We start from the raw sequence: 21,041 nt of genomic DNA, 5'->3' as shown, positions 1-21,041 counted from the left end.
TTGCTTCGAGAATTGTGAAAGGTTGAGAATGTCCCATACCTCCTGGAGATCTGCCCGTTCCTACGTGCTGGCATCGGTGATGACGGTCGCCTCCGTCGGCGCAATCCTGCCTCTGCCCGCGCTCGCACAGGCGCCAGCGGCGGCCGTGCGCGGCCTGCCCGATTTCACCGAGCTGGTCGAGCAGGTCGGGCCTTCGGTGGTCAACATTCGCACCTCGGAAAAAGTCGCGGCCCGCGGTGGCGCGAGCGGCATGGACGAAGACATGCTGGAGTTCTTCCGGCGTTTCGGCGTGCCGATTCCCAATCTGCCGCAGCGTCCCCAGCGCCCCCAGCAGCCGCAGCAGCCCGAAGAAGAGCAGCCGCGCGGTGTCGGTTCGGGCTTCATCCTGACCCAGGACGGCTACGTGATGACCAATGCGCATGTGGTCGAAGGCGCGTCCGAAGTCATCGTGACGCTCACCGACAAGCGTGAATTCAAGGCCAAGATCATCGGTTCGGACAAGCGCACCGACGTGGCCGTGGTGAAGATCGACGCCACGGGCCTGCCCGCGGTCAAGGTCGGCGACGTCAACCGCCTCAAGGTCGGCGAGTGGGTCATGGCCATCGGCTCGCCGTTCGGCCTCGAGAACACCGTCACCGCGGGCATCGTCAGCGCCAAGCAGCGCGACACCGGCGAATACATTCCGTTCATCCAGACCGACGTGGCCATCAACCCCGGCAATTCGGGCGGCCCGCTGATCAACATGCGCGGCGAAGTGGTCGGCATCAACAGCCAGATCTACTCGCGCTCGGGTGGCTTCATGGGCATTTCCTTTGCCATTCCCATGGACGAGGCGATTCGCGTGAGCGACCAGTTGCGCACCACGGGCAAGGTCACGCGCGGGCGCATAGGCGTGCAGATCGGCGCCGTGACCAAGGATGTCGCCGAATCCATAGGCCTGGGCAAGGCCCAGGGCGCGCTGGTCAGCGCCGTGGAAGCCGGCTCGCCCGCCGAGAAGGCCGGCATCGAGCCCGGCGACGTGATCACGCGCTATGAAGGCAAGGCCATCGACAAGTTCGGCGACCTGCCGCGCATGGTCGGCAACACCAAGCCCGGCACCAAGAGCGCCATCACGGTGTTCCGCCGCGGCAGCCAGCGCGATCTGACGATCACCATCGCCGAAGTCGAGCCCGACGAGAAGACCGCTTCTGCGACCGCGCCCAGCGAAGAGAAGGCACCCAAGGCATCGGCCGCGGCCCAGCAGCTGGGTCTGGCGGTCGCCGAGCTGACCGAAGCGCAGAAGAAGGAGCTCAAGATCAAGGGCGGCGTGCGCGTGGTGTCCAGCGAAGGCGCGGCGGCGCGTGCCGGCCTGCGCGAAGGCGATGTGCTGCTGGCCGTGGCCAACACCGAAGTTTCGGGCCTCAAGAGCTTTGAAGCCGCGCTGGCCAAGGCCGACAAGGCCAAGCCCATCAACCTGCTGGTGCGCCGCGGCGAATGGGCACAATACGTGCTGATCCGCCCGACGCGCTGAAATGCCGACGGTGGCCGCAGCCTTTCCCAGGAGAGGCGCTTGCGCCACCAATAGGCGACTCGTGGCGCATTGGGTAGAATCGCCGGTTCCGGCCTCGACGGGCTGCAGCCAGCGCGCGCCGGAAAATTCCCGGGCGCGCAGCGCGGGCGCAGCCGCCCGCACGCATTACCCATGTCGGCATGTGGCAATTCCCTTCGGGGGGCGGCGGCCGGGCTTTTGAAGATGGGCTTTTTGCCTACAATGAAGCCCCAACCATCGCAGTTGCCCTAGATTGTTGGTTCAGGGCGCGTCCTTCAGTCGACGCGCCCTTTTTTCTTGCACGCGCTCTCCTTGTTTTTTTTCTTACCAGACGCCCTTCGTTGATGAAGCACATCAGAAATTTTTCCATCATTGCGCATATCGACCATGGCAAGTCGACTCTTGCGGACCGACTGATCCAACGCTGCGGCGGTCTCGCCGAGCGCCAAATGGAAGCGCAGGTGCTGGACTCGATGGACATCGAGAAAGAGCGCGGCATCACCATCAAGGCCCAGACGGCGGCGCTGCAGTACAAGGCCAAGGACGGCCAGGTCTACAACCTGAACCTGATCGATACGCCCGGCCACGTCGACTTCTCTTATGAAGTCAGCCGTTCGCTGTCGGCCTGCGAAGGCGCGCTGCTCGTGGTCGATGCCTCGCAGGGCGTGGAAGCCCAGACCGTGGCCAACTGCTACACCGCGCTCGATCTGGGCGTGGAAGTGGTGTCCGTGCTCAACAAGATGGATCTGCCCAACGCCGATCCCGACAATGCCAAGGCCGAGATCGAGGACGTGATCGGCATCGACGCGACCGACGCGATTCCCTGCTCGGCCAAGAGCGGCATGGGCATAGACGAGATTCTCGAAGCCATCGTCGCCAAGATTCCCCATCCCAAGGGCGAGCCCGAAGCGCCGCTGCGCGCGATGATCATCGACAGCTGGTTCGACTCCTATGTGGGCGTCGTGATGCTGGTGCGCGTGGTCGACGGCCAGCTCAAGAAGAACGAGCGCATCAAGCTGATGGCCACGGGCGCGGTATTCGAAGCCGGCTCGCTGGGCGTGTTCACGCCCGGCAACGAGCCGCGCGATGCATTGCGCGCGGGCGAAGTGGGCTATGTGATCTGCGGCATCAAGGAATTGAAGGCCGCCAAGGTCGGCGACACCATCACGCTCGAAAAGAAGCTGCCCAACAACCTGGGCCCGGCCACGCAGGCGCTGCCCGGCTTCAAGGAAATCCAGCCCCAGGTGTTTGCCGGTCTGTACCCGACCGAAGCCAGCGAGTACGACTCGCTGCGCGATGCGCTCGAGAAGCTGCAGCTCAACGACGCGTCGCTGCAGTACGAAGCCGAAGTCTCGCAGGCGCTGGGCTTCGGCTTTCGCTGCGGCTTCCTGGGTCTGCTGCACATGGAAATCGTGCAGGAGCGGCTCGAACGCGAGTTCGACCAGGACCTGATCACCACCGCGCCCAGCGTGGTGTATGAAGTGGTCAAGGCCGATGGCGAAGTGATCATGGTCGAGAACCCGTCCAAGATGCCCGACCAGGGCCGGATGGAAGAAATCCGCGAGCCCATAGTGACCGTCCACCTGTACATGCCGCAGGAGTATGTGGGCCCGGTGATGACGCTGGCCAATCAGAAGCGCGGCGTGCAGCTCAACATGGCCTACCACGGCCGCCAGGTCATGCTGACCTATGAGATGCCGCTGGGCGAGATCGTGCTCGACTTCTTCGACAAGCTCAAGAGCGTCTCGCGCGGCTATGCCTCGATGGACTACGAGTTCAAGGAGTTCCGCGCGTCCGACGTGGTCAAGGTCGACATCCTGCTCAACGGCGAGAAGGTCGACGCGCTGTCCATCATCGTGCACCGCTCGCAATCGGCCTACCGCGGCCGCGCCGTGGTCGCGAAGATGCGCGAAATCATCAGCCGTCAGATGTTCGATGTCGCCATCCAGGCGGCCATCGGTGCCAACATCATCGCGCGCGAAACCGTCAAGGCGCTGCGCAAGAACGTGCTGGCCAAGTGCTACGGCGGCGACATCAGCCGCAAGCGCAAGCTGCTTGAAAAGCAGAAGGCCGGCAAGAAGCGCATGAAGCAAATCGGCGCGGTGGAAGTGCCGCAGGAAGCCTTTCTGGCGATTTTGCAAGTGGAGGATTGATGCGAGCAATGCAATGGATCACGGCGGCCGTGCTGGCTGCCTTCTTGGGATACATAGGCGCCTGGTACCTGGGGATTCTGCAGGGCAACTTCTCGCTGCTGCTGTTCCTGGCCACGGTGGTGACCGGCGTCTACTGGATTGCCGAGCGCCTGTACTTCTGGCCGCGCCGGCGCAAGGCCGCGGCCTTGCTGGAAGAGTCCGTCATTGCGCGCCGCGCCGAGCTTGACCGCAAGGGCATTGCCAAGCTCGATCTCGAAGTCAGCCCCGAAGCCCGTGGCCGCGTGCTGATGCAGCCCTGGTGGCTGGACTGGACCGCGGGCCTGTTCCCGGTGATCGCCATCGTGTTCGTGCTGCGCTCCTTCCTGTTCGAGCCGTTCAAGATTCCTTCGGGCTCGATGATTCCCACGCTGATGATCGGTGACCTGATCCTGGTCAACAAGTTCACCTATGGCGTGCGCCTGCCCGTGATCAACAAGAAGATCATCGATGCCGGCAGCCCCGAGCGCGGCGACGTGATGGTGTTCCGCTACCCGCCCCAGCCCAACCTCGACTACATCAAGCGCGTGGTCGGCGTGCCGGGCGACGAAGTCGCTTACCTGAACAAGCGCCTGACGATCAACGGCCAGCCGGTGGAAACCAGCAAGCTGCCCGACTTCTTCGACAAGGACGAAATGCGCTATTTCCAGCAGTTCGAGGAAAAGATCGGCGACAAGCCGCACCGCCTGCTCAACAACGCCAACGTTCCGGCCTTCATTCAGGGCGCGAGCAATTTCGCCTTCCGCGAGAACTGCCGCTACAGCGTCGAAGGCGTGAGCTGCAAGGTGCCTGAAGGCCATTACTTCGTAATGGGCGACAATCGCGACAATTCGCTGGATTCGCGTTACTGGGGTTTCGTGCCTGACGAGAACATCGTCGGCAAGGCATTCTTTGTCTGGATGAACTTCGGTGACCTTCAGCGCATCGGTGGCTTCCACTGAACGCTGCCGCATATATTGGCCTGGGCCGAGGGGGCCCGCGACGAGGAGACGGGAACATGAGAATGCAAAGCATCGCCCGCCGCACGCGCCAGCGTGGGCTGTCCTTTCTGGGGCTGGTGTTTCTGGCGGTGGTCGCCGTCTCGGTGGTCGCGATTGGAGGACAATCCGTTCCCATCTTCATCGAATACCAGGCCGTGATCAAGGCCGCGAAGAAGGCCGCCCGCGAGGGCGCAACGGTGCCGGAAGTACGCGCCATCTTCGATCGGGCCGCCACGATCGACACCATTACTTCCATTCAGGGCAAGGACCTGGAGGTGACCAAGCACAACGAACGGGTGCAGGTTGCCTTCAGCTATTCCCGCGAGATCCATCTCGTCGGGCCCGCCTATCTCGTTTACCGTTTTGAGAAGCAGACTCCCTAGGTGCAACCCGGACTTATCGCATTGCAGCAGCGCCTGCAGTACACATTCAAAGACTCTGCCTTGCTGCAGCGTGCGCTGACGCACCGCAGTTTTTCGGCGGACCATAACGAACGCCTCGAGTTTCTCGGCGACTCGGTGCTCAGCCTGGCGATTTCCAGCCTGCTGTTCGAGCGCCTGCGCTCGCTGCCCGAAGGCGACCTGTCGCGCGTGCGCGCCAACCTCGTCAAGCAGGACACACTGCACCGCATCGCCGTGCGCCTGCAGCTGCCCGACGTGCTGCGGCTGGGCGAAGGCGAGTTCAAGTCGGGCGGCAAGCAGCGCCCGTCCATCCTGGCCGATGCGGTGGAAGCCGTGATCGGCGCCGTCTACCTCGATGCGGGCTACACGCCGGCCGAAGTGCTGGTGCACCACCTGTTCGAGAAGGTGGAAATCAATCCGCAGATGGATGCCGCCGCCAAGGACGCAAAGACCGCACTCCAGGAGTGGCTGCAGGGCCGCAAGATGAAGCTGCCGCAGTACCGTGTGGTGGCGACCACCGGCGCGGCGCACCGCCAGCAGTTTGAAATTGAATGCGCCATCGCCGAGATGGACCTGGTCGAGCGTGGCATGGGTGGATCCCGCCGCGCGGGCGAGCAGGCCGCGGCCGAGGCCATGTTGACCACATTGAAAGCAAAAAACCATGAATGACGCTACCCACGACGTAGCCGGCGACGCAGGCGAAGAGAACCCTGCGCAGGACGATATCGGTGCCATGCTGGCCGCGGCCGGCGCCCCGGTCCATGTCGAAGGCCAGCGCTGCGGCCTGATCGCCATTGTCGGCAAGCCCAACGTCGGCAAGTCGACGCTGATGAATGCCCTGGTCGGCCAGAAGATCAGCATCACTTCGCGCAAGGCCCAGACCACGCGCCACCGCATCACCGGCATCGCCACGCGCGAAGCCACGCAGTTCGTGTTCGTCGACACGCCGGGCTTCCAGACCCAGCATTCGACCGCGCTCAACAAGTCGCTGAACAAGACCGTCATGGGCGCGATCAGCGACGTCGACCTGATCCTGTTCGTCGTCGAAGCCGGCAACTTCACGCTGGCCGACGCCAAGGTGCTGAGCTTGTTCAAGCCCGGCATCCCCACGCTGCTGCTGGCCAACAAGCTCGACCAGGTGCACCGCCGCGCCGACCTCGCGCCCTGGCTCAAGAGCATGCAGGAGCGCCACCCGTTCACCGAATTCGTGCCCATGTCCGCGAAGAAGCGCGACGACATCCAGCGGCTGTTCGGCATCTGCGAGAAGTACCTGCCCGAGCAGGCCTGGTTCTACGGCCCCGACGAACTCACGGACCGCAGCGAGAAGTTCCTGGTCACGGAAACCGTGCGCGAGAAGCTGTTCCGCTTCACCGGCGATGAATTGCCCTACACCTCCACCGTGGTGCTGGACAAGATGACCGAGGAAAAGAGCAAGGAGCACAAGCGCTTCGTGCGCACCGCCGTGACCATCGTGGTCGAGCGCGAAGGCCACAAGGCGATGGTGATCGGCGACAAGGGCGAGCGCCTCAAGCGCATCAGCACCGAAGCGCGCCAGGAACTCGAGCGCCTGCTCGACGCCAAGGTGTTCCTCGAAGTCTGGGTCAAGGTGCGTTCGGGCTGGGCCGACGACGAAGCGCGCGTGCGCTCCTTCGGCTACGAGTGATTCCAGGCCAGCATGGCCGCCAAGCGCGTCTCCGACGAACCCGCGTTCGTGCTCCACAGCTATGACTGGAGCGAATCCAGCCTGATCCTGGAGGTGTTCACACGCCACCGGGGCCGGGTCGCGCTCGCGGCCCGGGGCGCGAAGAAGCCGACCTCGAATTTCCGCCCCGTGCTGCTGCCGCTGCAGCCGCTGCGCGTCACCTATACGCTGGGCGCCGAAGGCAATGCCGAGATCCACACGCTCAAGGGCGCGGAATGGGCCGGCGGCCATGTGATGCCCATGGGCGAGGCCCTGCTGTCGGGCATGTACCTCAACGAACTGCTGCTGCGCCTGCTGGCGCGCGACGATCCCTATGCGGCGCTGTTCGATGTCTACAGCGGCGTGGTGCGGGTGCTGGCCGGCACCCAGGGAGAAGCGCTCGAGCCCGTGCTGCGCGCGTTCGAGCTGGTGCTGCTGCGCGAGCTGGGCCTGCTGCCCGGGCTGGCCGAGGAAACCATGACGCTGTCGACGCTGGCCGCGGGCAAGCGCTACATGCTGGTGCCCGAAGGCGGTCTGCGCCAGGCCGCGGCCGGCGAGCGCGCGGCGCTCACGGGCGCGCAATGGCAGGCGCTGGAGCAGGCCCTGGGCACGGGCCATTCGCCCCAGGCCTATACCGCCACATTGCGCGCCGCCGCGCCGGTCGCCCTGGCCCTCAAATCCCAACTGCGCGCGCTGCTGCAATACCATTGCGGCAGCCCTTTGCTGCGCACCCGCCAGCTGATGATGGATCTGCAAAACCTATGACCACTTCCGCCACCTCTCCAACGACGCGCACCGCGCTGTCGGTCAATGTCAACAAGGTTGCGCTGGTGCGCAATACACGCCACCTGGGCATTCCCAGCGTGACGCGCGCCGCGCAGCTGTGCCTTGAAGCCGGCGCCCAGGGCATCACCGTGCATCCGCGGCCCGACGAGCGCCATATCCGCGCCAGCGACGTGCAGGAACTGCACGACCTGCTGCAGCAGTGGCCGCAGGCCGAATACAACATCGAAGGCAATCCCTTCCACAACCTGATGGACTTCATCCGCGCCCAGCGGCCCCATCAGGCGACCTTCGTGCCCGATGGCGAAGACCAGTTCACCAGCGACCACGGCTGGATCTTTCCCCAGGACGCCGAGCGCCTGGCGCCGCTGATCGCCGAATGCCGGGCCCTGGGCGTGCGCGTGAGCCTGTTCATGGACCCCATCCCCGAGCAGATGGCGGCCGCCAAGGCCGTGGGCGCGGACCGCGTCGAGCTCTACACCGAGCCCTATGCCGCAGCCTGGGGCACGCCGCAGCAGGCGCAGCAGCTTGAAAGCTACCGCGCCGCGGCCCAGGCGGCGCTGGATGCGGGCCTGGGCGTCAATGCGGGCCATGACCTGAGCCTGGACAACCTTGGCGCGTTTGTTGCCGGCGTGCCGGGGTTGCTTGAAGTCTCCATCGGCCATGCCTTGATTGGCGATGCGCTCGAGCGCGGTTATGCGGGCGCGGTCCAGGCGTACCAGCAATGCATTGACGCCGGCATGGCGCAAAAGAACGGCTGACACCATGATCTACGGCATAGGCACCGATATCTGCGATGTGCGGCGCATACGCGCGAGCCTGGAGCGCCTGGGCGACCGCTTTGCCGAGAAGGTGCTGGCCGAAGGCGAGCTCGCCACCTGGCGCGCGCGCAGCGCGCGCTGGCCGGACCGCGGCGTGCGCTACATGGCCACGCGCTTTTCGGCCAAGGAGTCGTTCAGCAAGGCCATAGGCCTGGGCATGCGCATGCCCATGACCTGGCGCCACTGCGAGATCGTCAACCTGCCCAGCGGCCAGCCCAGCATCGTGCTGCATGGCGCGCTGAAGGAATGGTTCGAGGCGCGCGGCCTGCAGGTGCATCTCACGGTGACCGATGAAAGCGACTACGCCGCAAGCTTCTGCGTGGTCGAGAAAAAAGCCGGATAGTTGCCGCCTGCGCCAGCGGTGCTGGCATCATCCGGGGCTTGATTGATTCTTGAAGGCCGGACATGACCGAGCACGCTCCCCTCATCATCGACATCGCGGGCACCGAACTCACGCCTGCCGACCGTACACGCCTCGCGCACCCGCTGGTCGGCGGCATGATACTGTTCGCGCGCAACTGGCAGGACCGCGCCCAGCTGCTGGCGCTCACGGCCGACATCAAGGCGGTGCGCGCAGACCTGCTGATCTGCGTGGACCATGAAGGCGGGCGCGTGCAGCGCTTTCGCAGCGACGGCTTCACGCACCTGCCGCCGATGCGCGCCTTCGGCAGCATGTGGATGGACGACGGGAAGGGCGCGAAGCAGCGCGCAGGCAGCGGCGCGCTCCATGCCATGGACGCGGCCACGGCCGCGGGCTATGTGCTGGGCAGCGAGCTGCGCGCCTGCGGCGTCGATTTCTCGTTCACGCCGGTGCTGGACCTCGACTGGGGCGAAAGCGGCGTGATCGGTGACCGCGCCTTCCATTCGGATGCGCGCGTGGTCGCGGCGCTGGCCAAGAGCCTGATGCACGGCCTGCTGCAGGCCGGCATGGCCAACTGCGGCAAGCATTTTCCCGGCCATGGTTTCGTCAAGGCAGATTCGCACACCGACATTCCGGTCGACAGCCGCGGTCTGCAGGCCATTTTGGCCGACGACGCCGCGCCCTATCCGTGGCTGGCTTCGGTGCTGACCAGCGTCATGCCCGCGCATGTGATCTATTCCAAGGTCGACAAGCGGCCTGCGGGCTTCTCGGCCAAATGGCTGCAGGACATATTGCGCGGGCGGCTGCGCTTCGACGGCGCGATCTTCAGCGACGACCTGAGCATGGAAGCCGCGCGCCGGCTCGATGGCCGGACCCTGGACTTCACCGCCGCCGCGATCGAAGCCCTCAACGCGGGCTGCGACATGGCGCTGCTGTGCAACCAGAGCCTGGGCGACGGCGCTGCCGTGGATGAGTGGCTCGATGGCATGCAGGCCGCGCGCGACCAGGGCCGCTGGACGCCCAGCCCCGACAGCGAGTCACGCCGCCTGGCGCTGCTGCCCGAAACGCTGCCGCAGAACTGGGACGAACTGATGCTGCAGCCGGCCTACCGCAACGCGCTCGACCGTCTGCCCTGAAATGCGGTGTCAGGCGACGCTGCCATGGCGGCTCATGCGCGGGAGGACGCCATTTCGAAGAATGCGGGCACGCCGGGCGTGGCCTGACCCGACACGATGAAGTCCTGCCAGGCCAGGCCCAGGTCGGCGGTCTTGGCGAGCAGCACGGCCAGCTTTTCGGCATCGAGCGTGTGCAGCGGGCGGCGCACATTGAGGCTCACGGTATCGTCCTCGGGCAGCATGCCCAGGGTGGCGCCGGAGATTTCGGTCCAGAGGTGGTTGGCCTGCATCAGCGCGCGCGCGACCTCGTCCCAGCGGTCTTGGCCCGGCGCCGCCAGCAGGCTGCACAGCACCACTTCCGCGCGCTCGCCTTCGCCCTGAAGCTGCAGACCTATCGCCAGGTCATCGATGATGATTTCCTCGGTGGCAATCAGCGACATGGCCTCCAGCCCTATTTCTTGCGCAAGCATCGTCAAAAGATTCTGGTAGGACTCGGGCATGGGCGTTTCCTGATGGGAAATATGGACCGTGGTGAGTAACCATCGGTCCCCGCGAGTTCCCTTGCCCGGTCGGAATTTCAGGAGCGCGTGGTCAGTGCCAGGGCCGCGGCTTCTTCTTCGGGCGACGGCGGCGCATCTTCGGGAATGTGGGCATGGATTCCGCCTTTCCAGCGGCGCACCACGCGCTGGAAGATCAGCGAATTGGGAATCTGCAGCAGCGCGCCTTCGCGGTGGGCGGCGGATGCATCTTCCAGCGTGGTGTAGAGCATGTTGATGTCTACCACGCGGCCCTTGGCGCCGGGCTTTTCCGCGGTGTCGAGCAGTTCGATGTAGTCGCCCAGCCGGTAAGGGCCCACGGTGACGATCAGCAGCGCGCAAAACAGGTTGGACAGCACGCTCCAGGCCGCAAAGAACGCGACCGCACCCACGGTCGCAAAGCCCGTGAAGGCCGTCCACAGCACGGTCGCGGAAACGCCCAGGCGTTCGAGTATCAGCAGCACGGTCGCGGCAATGATCAGCCAGCGGATCACGCCGCGCAGCGGCACCAGCAACTCGCGCGGCAGCGCATAGTGGGCTCCGGCGCGATAGATGACGCGCTTGAAGAACAGGTTGATCAGCCAGGCGGCAAACAGGATCAGCAGGATCTGCGAGGCCGGAATGAGTATTTCCAGCCAGTCCTGCAGCCAGCTGGGCAGGTGAATTGAAAGACGACGCATAGCTCCAATGGGGGTCAGCAAACAGAAAAGGTGGCCCCAAGCCTATCAGCTATCGCCTCATGCGTGACTGTTCATGCACCCTTCGGCAGTCTCAGGGTCAACGGCAGCGCCGCTTCTCGCACTCTGTGCGGTTCAGGGAGTGCTTCTTTGCTCGATGGTGTCCATCTGCATCTCGAAGCTGAAGAAGCGGTCGCGCCCCTGTGCCTTGGCCGCGTACAGCGCCTGGTCGGCGCGCATCACCATGCTTTCGGCGTTGGTGCTCTCGTCGGGAATGCAGGTGGTGATGCCGCCCGAAAGCGTGAGCACCTCGCCCAGCGGGGAGTCGGGGTGGTGGATGGCGCGCACGCGCAGCATCTTGCCCAGCGCGCGCGCGAACGTCATCGCGCCCGAGCGCGGCGTGTTGGGCAATATCATCGCGAACTCCTCGCCGCCATAGCGCGAGGCGACGTCGCGCGGGCGCATGCAGACATCGCGCAGCAGCTTGCCGACGGCGCGCAGGCACTCGTCGCCTTTGACATGGCCGCAGCTGTCGTTGTAGCGCTTGAAGTGGTCGAGATCGCACAGCATCAGCGTCAGCGGCTTGTTGTCGCGCTGCGCCGAAATGATTTCCGCGTGCAGGATGCGGTCGAAGCCGCGGCGGTTGACCAGCCCGGTCAGCGCATCCATCTCGACCATCTCGTTGAGCCGCTGGTTGGCCAGATGCAGCTCGGCCGACATGGAAATCAGCCGGCGGCGCATGTCGAGCAGGCGGCGCATGGCACGCAGCTTGGCGACCAGCACGATGGGCTTGACCGGTTTGACGAGGTAGTCGTCGCCGCCGGACTCGATGCCGCGCCAGACGTCGAGGTCGGTGTCCAGGCCCGAAAGGAAAATGATCGGAGTCCAGTCGCCGGCCTCGGATTCGCGCATCTGGTGGGCCACGCCATAGCCGTCGAGGCCGGGCAGCCGGATGTCGAGCAGCACCAGGTCGGGACGGCGCAGCTTGAACAGCTGCAGCGCGATCTGGCCGTCGGCCGCTTCCATCACTTCGGTCACGCCCGCGTGCTGCAGTTCATGCACCAGCGAGGCGCGCATGGACGCCTGATCCTCCACGACCAGAACCGAAAATGGTGCGGTGTCCGTGGAGTGCGCGGTGAAACGGGCTGCGTGGGGCTCGATGGCTGGAGGAGGCTGTGTCGGTATCACATCGGTTTCCTGTGACTGGTGCCGGTTCGCAGGGTTTGTGTCCTTGCGAACCGACCTGACCATTGCATGCAATGGCCCGCCAGCCTGAGTATGCCTGCCTGCAAAATGGCGGGAAGACGATACAAGTGTAAACGGGCGCCGCAACGCCGTCACAAGTTAACCGACAACAGTGCGTCAGTGTTCTCGGCGCAACGCTGGGAACAGGATCACGTCGCGGATGCTGGCGCTGTCCGTGAGCAACATCATCAGGCGGTCCAGGCCCACGCCGCAGCCGCCCGTGGGAGGCATGCCGTATTCGAGCGCGCGCACGAAGTCGTGGTCGAAGAACATGGCTTCGTCATCGCCGCTGTCCTTGGCATCGACCTGGGCGTTGAAGCGCGCGGCCTGGTCTTCGGCGTCGTTCAGTTCGCTGAAGCCATTGCCGAACTCGCGGCCCGTGATGTAGAGCTCGAAGCGCTCGGTCACTTCGGGGCGCTCGTCGTTGGCGCGCGCCAGCGGCGAGATTTCGGTCGGGTGTTCCATGATGAACGTCGGGTTCCAGAGCTTTTCCTCGACCAGTTCCTCGAAGTACAGCACCTGCAGGCTCGCGAGCGTGCGGCCGGCCAGCTTGTTCTTCTCTTCGGTCAGGCCCAGCTTGCGCAGCGCGGGAATCAGCCAGTCGCGCTGGTCGACGTTGTCGCCGGCTTCGGTGTACTTGAGGATGGCTTCGCGAATGGTCAGGCGCTCGAACGGCTGGGCCAGGTCGACGGGCTTGCCGCCATAGGTCAGCTGCAGGCTGCCGACGGCCTTCTGCGCGGTGTCGCGGATCAGCTTCTCGGTGAAGTCCATCAGGTCGCGGTAGTTCCAGAACGCGGCATAGAACTCCATCATCGTGAATTCGGGGTTGTGCCGCACCGAAATGCCTTCGTTGCGGAAGCTGCGGTTGATTTCGAACACGCGCTCGAAGCCGCCGACGATCAGTCGCTTGAGGTAGAGCTCGGGCGCGATGCGCAGATACATTTCCTGGTCGAGCGCATTGTGGTGCGTGACGAACGGCTTGGCGTTGGCGCCGCCCGGAATGGGGTGCAGCATGGGCGTCTCGACTTCGAGGAAGTTGTGCTCGACCATGAACTCGCGCACACCGCTGATCGCCTTGGAGCGCGCGGTGAAGCGGCGGCGTGCGGCTTCGTCCATCATCAGGTCGACATAGCGCTGGCGGTACTTCTGTTCCTGGTCAGCCATGCCGTGGAACTTGTCGGGCATGGGGCGCAGGCTCTTTGTGAGCAGGCGCAGCGCCGTGACCTTGATCGACAGCTCGCCGGTCTTGGTCTTCATCAACGTGCCGCTGGCACCGATGATGTCGCCCAGGTCCCAGCGCTTGAACTGCGCATACAGCTCCTCGCCGATCGCGTCGCGCGTGATGTACAGCTGGATGCGGCCGCCGGTCGCGCCCAGCGAGCCGTCCTGCACCGTGGCGAAGCTGGCCTTGCCCATGACGCGCTTGAGCATCATGCGGCCGCCCACGCTGACGCTGACCGCAGCGGCTTCGAGGGCTTCGGCATCCTGCTCGGCATGCGCCGCCTGGATGTCGGCCACATGGTGCGTGGGCTGGAAGTCGTTGGGGAAAGCCACACCACCGCCCTGGGCCTGGGCTTCGCGCAGGCTTTTGAGTTTTTCGCGGCGCTCGGCGATCAGTTGGTTTTCGTCCTGCGGGGCGGCGGTATCGGCCGCGGAAGTGGTGTTGTTGTCAGACATGAAAAGAGCGCCAGCGGGCAAGCGCTGGTGGAACGGGGCCAAAACCCTTGATTTTAGTTTTTTTAGCCGGCTTGGGGCGAACCCATGTGCAATGGCCGTGGGGCCATTTGGGTTCGAGCCCGCAACCGTGCGCGTGCGGGCTCAAAAACCTATGCCCGTGCGTTCGAGCACATCGGCCACCAGTTCGAGCCGGACCAGCGGATTTTCGAGCTCCATCAGTTGCTGGCGCAGTGTCGTGGGCAGGGGCAGCAGCTCGCACCAGCGGTTGGCGACCCAGCCGCAGTCGTTCAGATGCAGGACATCGGGCAGGGCCAGGCCGGGATCATCGGCATGCTGGCTGCGCAGCGTGTGCAGCAGCTTGTCGAGCGCCTGGGCCGCGGCCTGCAGGTCCTCGGGCACGGGCACGGCCAGATCGGCATCGATCATCTCTACATCGGCGACCCACAGGCCATGCGGCAGGCAGCGGCGCTCGCGTATGCGAAAGCGCTGCGTGCCCTGGCACAGCACATGCATCAACCCGGCCTGTGGAAACTGCAGTTGGGCAATCGTGGCCAGCGTTCCCACGGCGTGGAACCGCTCCGGCGGCGCGCCCGCATGGCGCACTTCATGGCCATCGCTGAGCGCCACCACGCCAAACGGCGCGCCAGCGCGCGCGCATTTGCGCACCATGTCCAGGTAGCGCACTTCGAACACGCGCAACGGCAGCCGCCCGCCGGGGAACAGCACGCTGCCCAGGGGGAACAGCGGCAGGGAAGTGAGGGTCAAGGGTAATGTCATGATGATACGCGCTGGCCCACTATCATCCCATGCTGAACCCGTCGCTGTCTTGCAGGCTCAAGCGACTGTCTTAGCCCATTCAATTCCTACATGCTTTTTCAAATCATCACCTTCTTGCTGGACGTCGTCGTCGGCCTGCTCACGGGCCTGTGCCTGCTGCGCCTGTACATGCAGGCCCAGCGCATCCCGTTCTCCAATCCCGTGGGCCGGCTGGTGTTCGCGCTGACCGACTGGATCATCCTGCCGCTGCGCAAGATCGTGCCCGCGTCCGGCCGCTGGGACGCATCCAGCGCGATCGCCGCCTACCTGCTGCAGATGCTGCAGTACGTGCTGCTGTGGCTCATGATGGGCGCGGGCGGCGGCCAGGCCCTGTGGCTGCCCTGGCTCGCGCTGTGCGGCGTGCTGCGCGTGGCGCTTTCGGGCTGCGTGGGCATCGTGCTGATCTACACCATTCTTTCCTGGGTGCAGACGCGTTCGCCCATTGCCATGGTCATGGAGCGCCTGGCCGAGCCGCTGCTGCGCCCGGTGCGCAAGGTGATGCCGCTGATCGGCGGCATCGATCTGTCGCCGCTGGTGCTGCTGGTGTTGCTGCAGATCGGGTTGATGGTGCTGGCCTACATTCAAGCTGGCGTGCTGATGTAACCCTTGTGGGCGTGGTTACAACATGCCTCTGCAGAGGGCAGGAGCCGGGTCTCGGCCCGGCAGCCGACTCACTTTTCTTGCTCGCACAAGAAAAGTAAGCAAAAGAATGCGGCCCTGCTGTCTGCGACCCTCCGCTGCGCTCCGGGCAACCTGCCGTGCTCGGTCCCGGGCTGCACCGCGGAACTCGCTACGCGCCTGCGGCGCTCCGCTCGGACAACCGCGGTGAGTCAGTTTACGTGGCCTCCGTGTCCTTCGGCACTCCGGCTCAGCCCGGGCCCTGCGCGCGGCAGGCGCAGCCAGAAGGGCGGGGAGGTTGGCACGCGCTGTGACGAAGCTGTGCAGCCTCTGAAACTGGCACGGCGCAGCAGGGGGACACCGAGCAAGGGCCGCCCCGCAGCGATGGTGTCGTCCCTGGCCGGGCGCCCCCCTCCACCGAAGGATGAGAGGGGGAAGCGCCGAAGGCGCTCAGGGGGTGCTTTTAAGCTACTGCGTCAGCCGGCAAACGCTGCAGCATCGCCAGGCTGTTGGCGATGGTGTCGCGCAGTTGGCGGCGCTCGACGATCATGTCGACCGCGCCCTTTTCCTGCAGGAACTCGGCGCGCTGGAAACCTGGCGGCAGCTTGACGCGCACCGTGGTCTCGATCACGCGCGGGCCGGCAAAGCCGATCAGCGCCTTGGGCTCGGCAATCACGATGTCGCCGACAAACGCAAAGCCGGCCGACACGCCGCCCATGGTCGGGTCGGTCAGCACGCTGATGTAGGGCAGGCCCTTCTTGGCCAGGCGCGTGAGCGCGGCATTGGTCTTGGCCATCTGCATCAGGCTCAGCAGGCCTTCCTGCATGCGCGCGCCGCCGGTGGCGGTGAAGCAGATGAACGGCACCTTCTGCTCGATCGCGGTCTCGACGCCGCGCACGAAGCGCTCGCCGACCACCGAGCCCATGGAGCCGCCCATGAAGTCGAATTCAAAGCAGGCCACGACCACATTGACGCTCTTGACGGCGCCGCCCATGACGATCAACGCATCGGTCTCGCCGGTGTTCTCCAGCGCTTCCTTGAGGCGTTCGGGGTACTTGCGGCTGTCCTTGAACTTCAGCGGATCGACGGGCACGACTTCCTGGCCAATTTCATAACGCCCTTCGGCGTCGAGGAAATGGTTCAGGCGCGCGCGCGCGCCGATGCGGTGGTGGTGGCCGCAGGTCGGGCAGACGTTCTGGTTCTTTTCCAGGTCGGCCTGATACAGCACGGTCTCGCACGACGGGCACTTGATCCACAGACCTTCAGGGATCTGGTGGCGTTCCGTCGGGTCGGTGTGCTGGATTTTGGCAGGCAGCAGTTTTTCAAGCCAAGACATAAGTATTTCCTCTTTGCGCACCGCACCCCCAAAGGGCGCGGTGCGGGGGTGCATTATGCGTCCAGAGCCTTGCGCACGCCGCGCAGGAAGTCAATGGTCAGCGGGACGACTTTTTCATGCGGCTGGTCGTTGAGCATTTCAATGATGCGGCTGCCGATGACCACCGCATCGGAAAACTCGCCTATCGCCTGGGCGGTCTGGGCATCGCGTATGCCAAAGCCCACGCCCACGGGAATGCTCACATGCTTGCGAATGCGCGGTAGCATCGCCTCGACGGCCGCCGGGTCCAGCGCCGACGAGCCGGTCACGCCCTTGAGCGAGACATAGTAGACATAGCCGCTGGCCACGCGCGCGACCTGCTGGATGCGCTCGTCGGTGCTGGTCGGCGCGAGCAGGAAGATCAGGTCCATGTCGCGCGCGCGCAGCGCGGCCGCAAAAGCCTCGCATTCCTCGGGCGGGTAGTCGACGATCAGCATGCCGTCGACGCCGGCGCTGGCGGCGTCGTTGACGAAAGCACCTTCGCCGTGGACCTGGTCATAGCGTTCGACCGGGTTCGCGTAGCCCATCAGCACCACTGGAGTGCTGTCGTTCTTCTGGCGGAATTCGCGCACATAGGCCAGCACCTGGACCAGACCCACGCCCAGCGCCAGCGCCTTGTCGCCGGCCTTCTGGATGGTCGGGCCGTCGGCCATGGGGTCGGAGAACGGAATGCCCAGCTCGATCACATCGGAGCCCGCTTCGACCATGCCGTGCATCAGCGCGGGCGTGATCGCGGCAAACGGGAAGCCGGCCGTGACATAGGGGATCAGGGCCGTGCGGCCTTCGGCCTGGAGTTTTTCAAATGTGGTGGCGATGCGGCTCATGCGGCAGGCCCTCCCTTGACAGTCAGACCGCGCATCGAAGGACGGTCATAGAAATCTGCGCCCGACAGGTCGGCAACGGTGCCTATGTCCTTGTCGCCGCGGCCCGAAAGATTGACCAGGATGGACTGGTCGGGGCGCATCTGCTTGGCCAGCTTCATCGCATAGGCAACGGCGTGGCTGGACTCGAGCGCGGGAATGATGCCTTCGGCGCGGCACAGGTAGTGGAAGGCCTCGAGCGCTTCGGTGTCGGTGATGCCCACATATTCGGCGCGGCCGATTTCCTGCAGCCAGGCATGCTCGGGGCCCACGCCCGGATAGTCGAGACCGGCGCTGATGCTGTGCGTCTCTATGATCTGGCCGTCGTCGTTCTGCAGGATGAAAGTGCGGTTGCCGTGCAGCACGCCCGCGCTGCCGCGCTGCAGCGACGCCGAATGCTTGCCCGAATCCAGGCCTTCGCCCGCGGCTTCGACGCCGATCAGGCGCGTGGCCTCGAACGGAATGTAGGGATGGAAGATGCCGATCGCATTGCTGCCGCCGCCCACGCAGGCCACGACCGCGTCGGGCTGGCCGCCGTTCAGGAACTCGGGCATCTGCGTCAGGCACTCGGTGCCGATCACGCTCTGGAAATCGCGCACCATCATGGGGTAGGGGTGGGGGCCCGCTGCCGTGCCGATGATGTAGAACGTGCTGTCGACGTTGGCGACCCAGTCGCGCATGGCTTCGTTGAGCGCGTCCTTGAGCGTCTTGCTGCCCGATTCCACGGGCACGACGGTCGCGCCCAGCAGCTTCATGCGGTAGACGTTGGGGCTCTGGCGGCGGATGTCCTCGGCGCCCATGTAGATGATGCACTCGAGGCCGTAGCGCGCGCAGATGGTGGCCGTGGCCACGCCGTGCTGGCCCGCGCCGGTCTCGGCGATGATGCGATTCTTGCCCATGCGCTTGGCGAGCATCGCCTGGCCGATCACGTTGTTGATCTTGTGCGCGCCGGTGTGGTTCAGGTCTTCGCGCTTCAGGTAGATCTGCGCGCCGCCCATTTCGCGGCTCATGCGATCCGCGTGGTAGACGGGCGAGGGACGGCCCACATAGTGGTTGAGCTCGGACTCGAACTCGGCGACGAATGCGGGATCGTGCTGGTAGCGCGCGTAAGCGTCGCGCAGTTCGATCAGCGCATGGGTCAGCGTTTCACTGGCAAAGCTGCCGCCATAGCGACCGAAATGCCCGGATGCGTCGGGGTGCTGGTATTCAAACATTACAAATTCTGCCGTGGTTGGGCATCGGCCGCACGCACAGCGGCAACGAAGCGGTGGATCTTGTCGGCGTCCTTGACGCCTTTGAGAGGTTGGCCGTCGGGGCCCGTGGCTTCTACGCCAGAGCTGATATCAACGGCAAGCGTCTTGCAACGCGGGCGCACCTGCCGAATGCCATCGGTCACGTTTGCAGGCGTGAGTCCACCAGACAAAACGAGGTGAGAGGCTACGCTTGGAGGAAGGAGTGACCAATTGAATGCCTTGCCGCCGCCGCCATATCCGTCCACGTGGGCATCGAGCAATATGGCTTGGGCGTGAGAGTAACGCTGAGCATATTCTACGAGGTCGAAGCCGGCTGCGGCGTCACCAAGGGGAATCCTTGCTGCGCGCAGGAAAGGCCGCTGGCCGCCGCTGGCTTCGAGGCATTGCGCGGGCGTCTCGTCGCCATGGAATTGCAGGCAGGCGCCGGGAATTTCCGCGCAGGCCTGCTGCACGCGTGCCGCGGTCTCGTTGACGAACAGCAGCACGGGCGTGACGAACGGCGGCAGGCGGCGCGCGAGTTCGGCGGCGCGCGCGATGCTCACCGCACGCGGGCTGGGCGCGTAGAGCACGAAGCCGATCGCATCGGCTCCCGCGGCCACGGCCTGGTCCACATCTTCTTCACGCGTGAGGCCGCAGATCTTGATGCGCGTGCGCAGCGCAGTAGCGATGGTCGTATTCATGGCAGCCAATCGAATGCCGCGGCGCGCGTCGGCAGGCCCCAGGCCGGATCGTAGACCGGACCGAGGAAGTACAGCCCGTCGGGCGAGAAGGTGGGGGCCGCGGCATCGCGCGAACGCGCCGCGAGCACGGTCTGCATCCAGTCCACGGGCTGTTTGCCCTGGCCGATGGCGATCAGGCAACCCATGATGTTGCGCACCATGTGGTGCAGGAAGGCGCTGCCTTCGAACTCGAAATGCCAGTAGCAGGTTTCCATCGGCGGATCACCGGGACGGCCCAGGCCGTGCAGTCGGCTGAGCGCATCGCCCGCGGGCGCGGCGCGGCGCGAGATGTCGAGCCGGTGCAAGGTCTTGATGGGGCTCTTGGCCTGGCAGGCCGACGCCCGGAAAGACGAGAAGTCATGCTCGCCCAGCAGCTGGCGGGCCGCGGCCTGCATGGCCGCGCCATCGAGTTCATGGAACACCCAGCCCACGCGGCCGGCCTCGACGCTGGGGCGCACCGGCGACTGCAGCAGCACATAGGCGTAGCGGCGGCGCGTGGCGCAAAAGCGCGCGTGGAAGTCGTCGCCCACGGGCTGGGCCCATTGCACGGCGATGTCGGCGGGCAGGAAGGTGTTGGTGCCGCGCACCCACGAATAGGGCGTGCGCGAAAGGTCGGTGTCGAAATGCGCGACCTGCATGATGCCGTGCACGCCCGCATCGGTGCGGCCGGCGCAGACCGTGGGCACGGCCTGGGTGGCAAAGCGGCCCAGCGCCGCTTCGAGGTGGTCCTGCACCGTGTTGCCCGAGGTCTGGCTCTGCCAGCCGTTGTAGCGCTGGCCGTTGTAACTCACTCCCAGGGCTATGCGCATGGCAAGTCCTTGCCGCGGGCGCCAGGCGCCGCGTTGATCTGCAGAAAAAACATCAATCGATTTCGGAAAGCAGGCGCTGGGCGCGTTCTTTGAGTTCACCTTGCGATTCTTCGATGACTTCCTCGATCAGCGTGCGCGCGCCGTCGCTGTCGCCTATGGCCGCGAACTCCTGGGCCAGCGCCAGCTTGGTCGCCAGCGGGTCCTCGGCCGCGGCCTGGCTGCTTTGCGACAGCGCCTCGGCGGGAGCGTTATTGCCCAGGTCCAGGGAAAGGCCGCCCAGGTCGAATTCGAGGAAGTCGAAGGCCGGCGCCGCGGCGGGCGCGGCCGCTGTGGGGCCGGGCTTGGCCGCGTCGCTGTCCTCGAGTTCGAACAGCGGGGTGTCGAAGGTCGGTGTCGGTGTCGGTGCAGCGTCGGCAACGGCGGGAGCCTCGGCCGGCGTCAAAGCGGGTTCGGACAGGCTGAAAGGTTGCGGTGCAGGCGCTGGTTCAGGCAGCGGTTCTGCGGCGGCCGCCGCGGCACCGGCCGCCGCGGCACCGGCCGCCGCGGCATCGGCCGGCGACGTTGGTGCCTCCTGGTCGAGCGTGAACTCGAGATCGG

22 protein-coding genes are annotated in these 21,041 nt (G+C 65.3%); 11 read left to right on the top strand and 11 right to left on the bottom strand.

All coding sequences use genetic code 11. The features are described 5' to 3' along the window. The first annotated feature begins 28 nt into the window (after positions 1–28). From RR928_RS10255 to nagZ, 10 genes are all read left to right on the top strand, one after another. Positions 29–1,510 (top strand): DegQ family serine endoprotease, encoded by a 1,482-nt coding sequence (locus RR928_RS10255; protein WP_332536749.1) that lies wholly within the window; start codon positions 29–31, stop codon positions 1,508–1,510. Between the two features lie 362 nt (positions 1,511–1,872). Continuing rightward, positions 1,873–3,681 (top strand): translation elongation factor 4, encoded by a 1,809-nt coding sequence (gene lepA, locus RR928_RS10250; RefSeq protein ID WP_332536750.1) that lies wholly within the window; start codon positions 1,873–1,875, stop codon positions 3,679–3,681. After that, positions 3,681–4,658 (top strand): signal peptidase I, encoded by a 978-nt coding sequence (lepB, locus tag RR928_RS10245; RefSeq protein ID WP_332549800.1) that lies wholly within the window; start codon positions 3,681–3,683, stop codon positions 4,656–4,658. Before lepA ends, lepB begins: the two co-directional genes overlap by 1 nt. Before the next feature lie 62 nt (positions 4,659–4,720). Continuing rightward, a complete protein-coding gene (locus RR928_RS10240) occupies positions 4,721–5,080 on the top strand; it encodes a DUF4845 domain-containing protein (protein ID WP_332536753.1) in 360 nt (119 codons plus the stop codon). Beyond that, positions 5,081–5,767 carry a ribonuclease III gene (gene rnc / locus RR928_RS10235; RefSeq protein ID WP_119558760.1) on the top strand — a complete coding sequence of 229 codons (687 nt, stop codon included), beginning with the start codon at positions 5,081–5,083 and terminating at the stop codon, positions 5,765–5,767. Next, the gene (era, locus tag RR928_RS10230; protein WP_332536756.1) at positions 5,760–6,761 is read left to right on the top strand and encodes a GTPase Era; all 1,002 of its coding nucleotides are present in this window, start codon (positions 5,760–5,762) and stop codon (positions 6,759–6,761) included. The genes rnc and era overlap by 8 nt, the downstream gene beginning before the upstream one ends. 12 nt (positions 6,762–6,773) lie before the next feature. Beyond that, positions 6,774–7,544 carry a DNA repair protein RecO gene (gene recO, locus RR928_RS10225; protein ID WP_332536757.1) on the top strand — a complete coding sequence of 257 codons (771 nt, stop codon included), beginning with the start codon at positions 6,774–6,776 and terminating at the stop codon, positions 7,542–7,544. Next, on the top strand, positions 7,541–8,323 hold the full coding sequence (locus RR928_RS10220) for a pyridoxine 5'-phosphate synthase (protein ID WP_332682417.1): 783 nt from the start codon (positions 7,541–7,543) through the stop codon (positions 8,321–8,323). The genes recO and RR928_RS10220 overlap by 4 nt, the downstream gene beginning before the upstream one ends. A 4-nt stretch (positions 8,324–8,327) precedes the next feature. Beyond that, positions 8,328–8,726 carry a holo-ACP synthase gene (gene acpS, locus RR928_RS10215; RefSeq protein ID WP_332682415.1) on the top strand — a complete coding sequence of 133 codons (399 nt, stop codon included), beginning with the start codon at positions 8,328–8,330 and terminating at the stop codon, positions 8,724–8,726. Positions 8,727–8,788: 62 nt separating this feature from the next. Further along, on the top strand, positions 8,789–9,880 hold the full coding sequence (nagZ, locus tag RR928_RS10210; protein WP_332536760.1) for a beta-N-acetylhexosaminidase: 1,092 nt from the start codon (positions 8,789–8,791) through the stop codon (positions 9,878–9,880). 32 nt (positions 9,881–9,912) lie between these two features. On the opposite strand, the gene RR928_RS10205 is transcribed toward nagZ, so the two are convergent. From RR928_RS10205 to RR928_RS10185, 5 genes are all read right to left on the bottom strand, one after another. Further along, a complete protein-coding gene (locus tag RR928_RS10205; RefSeq protein WP_332536761.1) occupies positions 9,913–10,329 on the bottom strand; it encodes a type III secretion system chaperone in 417 nt (138 codons plus the stop codon). A gap of 107 nt (positions 10,330–10,436) precedes the next feature. Beyond that, positions 10,437–11,075: a mechanosensitive ion channel family protein gene (locus tag RR928_RS10200; protein ID WP_332536762.1), complete on the bottom strand. Its 639-nt coding sequence runs from the start codon at positions 11,073–11,075 to the stop codon at positions 10,437–10,439. Between the two features lie 132 nt (positions 11,076–11,207). Then, positions 11,208–12,233, bottom strand: coding sequence for a GGDEF domain-containing response regulator (locus tag RR928_RS10195; RefSeq protein WP_332536788.1), 1,026 nt, complete (start codon positions 12,231–12,233; stop codon positions 11,208–11,210). Positions 12,234–12,434: 201 nt separating this feature from the next. Further along, positions 12,435–13,994: a lysine--tRNA ligase gene (gene lysS / locus RR928_RS10190; RefSeq protein WP_332536764.1), complete on the bottom strand. Its 1,560-nt coding sequence runs from the start codon at positions 13,992–13,994 to the stop codon at positions 12,435–12,437. 141 nt (positions 13,995–14,135) lie between these two features. Next, positions 14,136–14,771: an LON peptidase substrate-binding domain-containing protein gene (locus RR928_RS10185; RefSeq protein ID WP_332536766.1), complete on the bottom strand. Its 636-nt coding sequence runs from the start codon at positions 14,769–14,771 to the stop codon at positions 14,136–14,138. Between the two features lie 90 nt (positions 14,772–14,861). On the opposite strand from RR928_RS10185, the gene RR928_RS10180 reads away from it, so the two are divergent. Then, the gene (locus RR928_RS10180) at positions 14,862–15,413 is read left to right on the top strand and encodes a YggT family protein (RefSeq protein WP_332682411.1); all 552 of its coding nucleotides are present in this window, start codon (positions 14,862–14,864) and stop codon (positions 15,411–15,413) included. A gap of 478 nt (positions 15,414–15,891) precedes the next feature. Here the strand turns inward: RR928_RS10180 and accD are convergent, their stop codons facing one another. The 6 genes from accD to RR928_RS10150 all read right to left on the bottom strand — a co-directional run. After that, positions 15,892–16,764, bottom strand: coding sequence for an acetyl-CoA carboxylase, carboxyltransferase subunit beta (accD, locus tag RR928_RS10175; RefSeq protein ID WP_332536769.1), 873 nt, complete (start codon positions 16,762–16,764; stop codon positions 15,892–15,894). 53 nt (positions 16,765–16,817) lie between these two features. After that, the gene (gene trpA / locus RR928_RS10170; protein WP_332536771.1) at positions 16,818–17,627 is read right to left on the bottom strand and encodes a tryptophan synthase subunit alpha; all 810 of its coding nucleotides are present in this window, start codon (positions 17,625–17,627) and stop codon (positions 16,818–16,820) included. Continuing rightward, on the bottom strand, positions 17,624–18,877 hold the full coding sequence (trpB, locus tag RR928_RS10165; RefSeq protein WP_332536773.1) for a tryptophan synthase subunit beta: 1,254 nt from the start codon (positions 18,875–18,877) through the stop codon (positions 17,624–17,626). Before trpB ends, trpA begins: the two co-directional genes overlap by 4 nt. After that, the gene (locus RR928_RS10160; RefSeq protein WP_332536774.1) at positions 18,877–19,596 is read right to left on the bottom strand and encodes a phosphoribosylanthranilate isomerase; all 720 of its coding nucleotides are present in this window, start codon (positions 19,594–19,596) and stop codon (positions 18,877–18,879) included. The genes trpB and RR928_RS10160 overlap by 1 nt, the downstream gene beginning before the upstream one ends. Continuing rightward, on the bottom strand, positions 19,593–20,444 hold the full coding sequence (gene truA / locus RR928_RS10155; protein ID WP_332536776.1) for a tRNA pseudouridine(38-40) synthase TruA: 852 nt from the start codon (positions 20,442–20,444) through the stop codon (positions 19,593–19,595). The genes RR928_RS10160 and truA overlap by 4 nt, the downstream gene beginning before the upstream one ends. Positions 20,445–20,496: 52 nt before the next feature. Continuing rightward, positions 20,497–21,041 (bottom strand): FimV/HubP family polar landmark protein (locus RR928_RS10150; RefSeq protein WP_332682407.1); only part of this gene is annotated, 545 nt, incomplete at its 5' end.

The sequence above is a fragment of the Comamonas sp. genome (assembly GCF_036666375.1).
In the GTDB taxonomy this organism is placed as follows: domain Bacteria; phylum Pseudomonadota; class Gammaproteobacteria; order Burkholderiales; family Burkholderiaceae_C; genus Comamonas.
The sequence above is the reverse complement of the archived record's forward strand: the minus strand, read 5'-3'. Positions and strand labels throughout refer to the sequence as shown.

Bases quoted from the DNA above. Each gene is read 5' to 3' on its own strand.
- accD (WP_332536769.1), bottom strand. From the start codon at position 16,764: ATGTCTTGGCTTGAAAAACTGCTGCCTGCCAAAATCCAGCACACCGAC.
- truA (WP_332536776.1), bottom strand. From the start codon at position 20,444: ATGCGCATAGCCCTGGGAGTGAGTTACAACGGCCAGCGCTACAACGGC.
- lepA (WP_332536750.1), top strand. From the start codon at position 1,873: ATGAAGCACATCAGAAATTTTTCCATCATTGCGCATATCGACCATGGC.
- RR928_RS10240 (WP_332536753.1), top strand. From the start codon at position 4,721: ATGCAAAGCATCGCCCGCCGCACGCGCCAGCGTGGGCTGTCCTTTCTG.
- lepB (WP_332549800.1), top strand. From the start codon at position 3,681: ATGCGAGCAATGCAATGGATCACGGCGGCCGTGCTGGCTGCCTTCTTG.
- RR928_RS10205 (WP_332536761.1), bottom strand. From the start codon at position 10,329: ATGCTTGCGCAAGAAATAGGGCTGGAGGCCATGTCGCTGATTGCCACC.
- RR928_RS10255 (WP_332536749.1), top strand. From the start codon at position 29: ATGTCCCATACCTCCTGGAGATCTGCCCGTTCCTACGTGCTGGCATCG.
- recO (WP_332536757.1), top strand. From the start codon at position 6,774: ATGGCCGCCAAGCGCGTCTCCGACGAACCCGCGTTCGTGCTCCACAGC.
- trpA (WP_332536771.1), bottom strand. From the start codon at position 17,627: ATGAGCCGCATCGCCACCACATTTGAAAAACTCCAGGCCGAAGGCCGC.
- nagZ (WP_332536760.1), top strand. From the start codon at position 8,789: ATGACCGAGCACGCTCCCCTCATCATCGACATCGCGGGCACCGAACTC.
- era (WP_332536756.1), top strand. From the start codon at position 5,760: ATGAATGACGCTACCCACGACGTAGCCGGCGACGCAGGCGAAGAGAAC.
- RR928_RS10160 (WP_332536774.1), bottom strand. From the start codon at position 19,596: ATGAATACGACCATCGCTACTGCGCTGCGCACGCGCATCAAGATCTGC.
- RR928_RS10180 (WP_332682411.1), top strand. From the start codon at position 14,862: ATGCTTTTTCAAATCATCACCTTCTTGCTGGACGTCGTCGTCGGCCTG.
- acpS (WP_332682415.1), top strand. From the start codon at position 8,328: ATGATCTACGGCATAGGCACCGATATCTGCGATGTGCGGCGCATACGC.
- RR928_RS10200 (WP_332536762.1), bottom strand. From the start codon at position 11,075: ATGCGTCGTCTTTCAATTCACCTGCCCAGCTGGCTGCAGGACTGGCTG.
- RR928_RS10220 (WP_332682417.1), top strand. From the start codon at position 7,541: ATGACCACTTCCGCCACCTCTCCAACGACGCGCACCGCGCTGTCGGTC.
- RR928_RS10185 (WP_332536766.1), bottom strand. From the start codon at position 14,771: ATGACATTACCCTTGACCCTCACTTCCCTGCCGCTGTTCCCCCTGGGC.
- trpB (WP_332536773.1), bottom strand. From the start codon at position 18,877: ATGTTTGAATACCAGCACCCCGACGCATCCGGGCATTTCGGTCGCTAT.
- lysS (WP_332536764.1), bottom strand. From the start codon at position 13,994: ATGTCTGACAACAACACCACTTCCGCGGCCGATACCGCCGCCCCGCAG.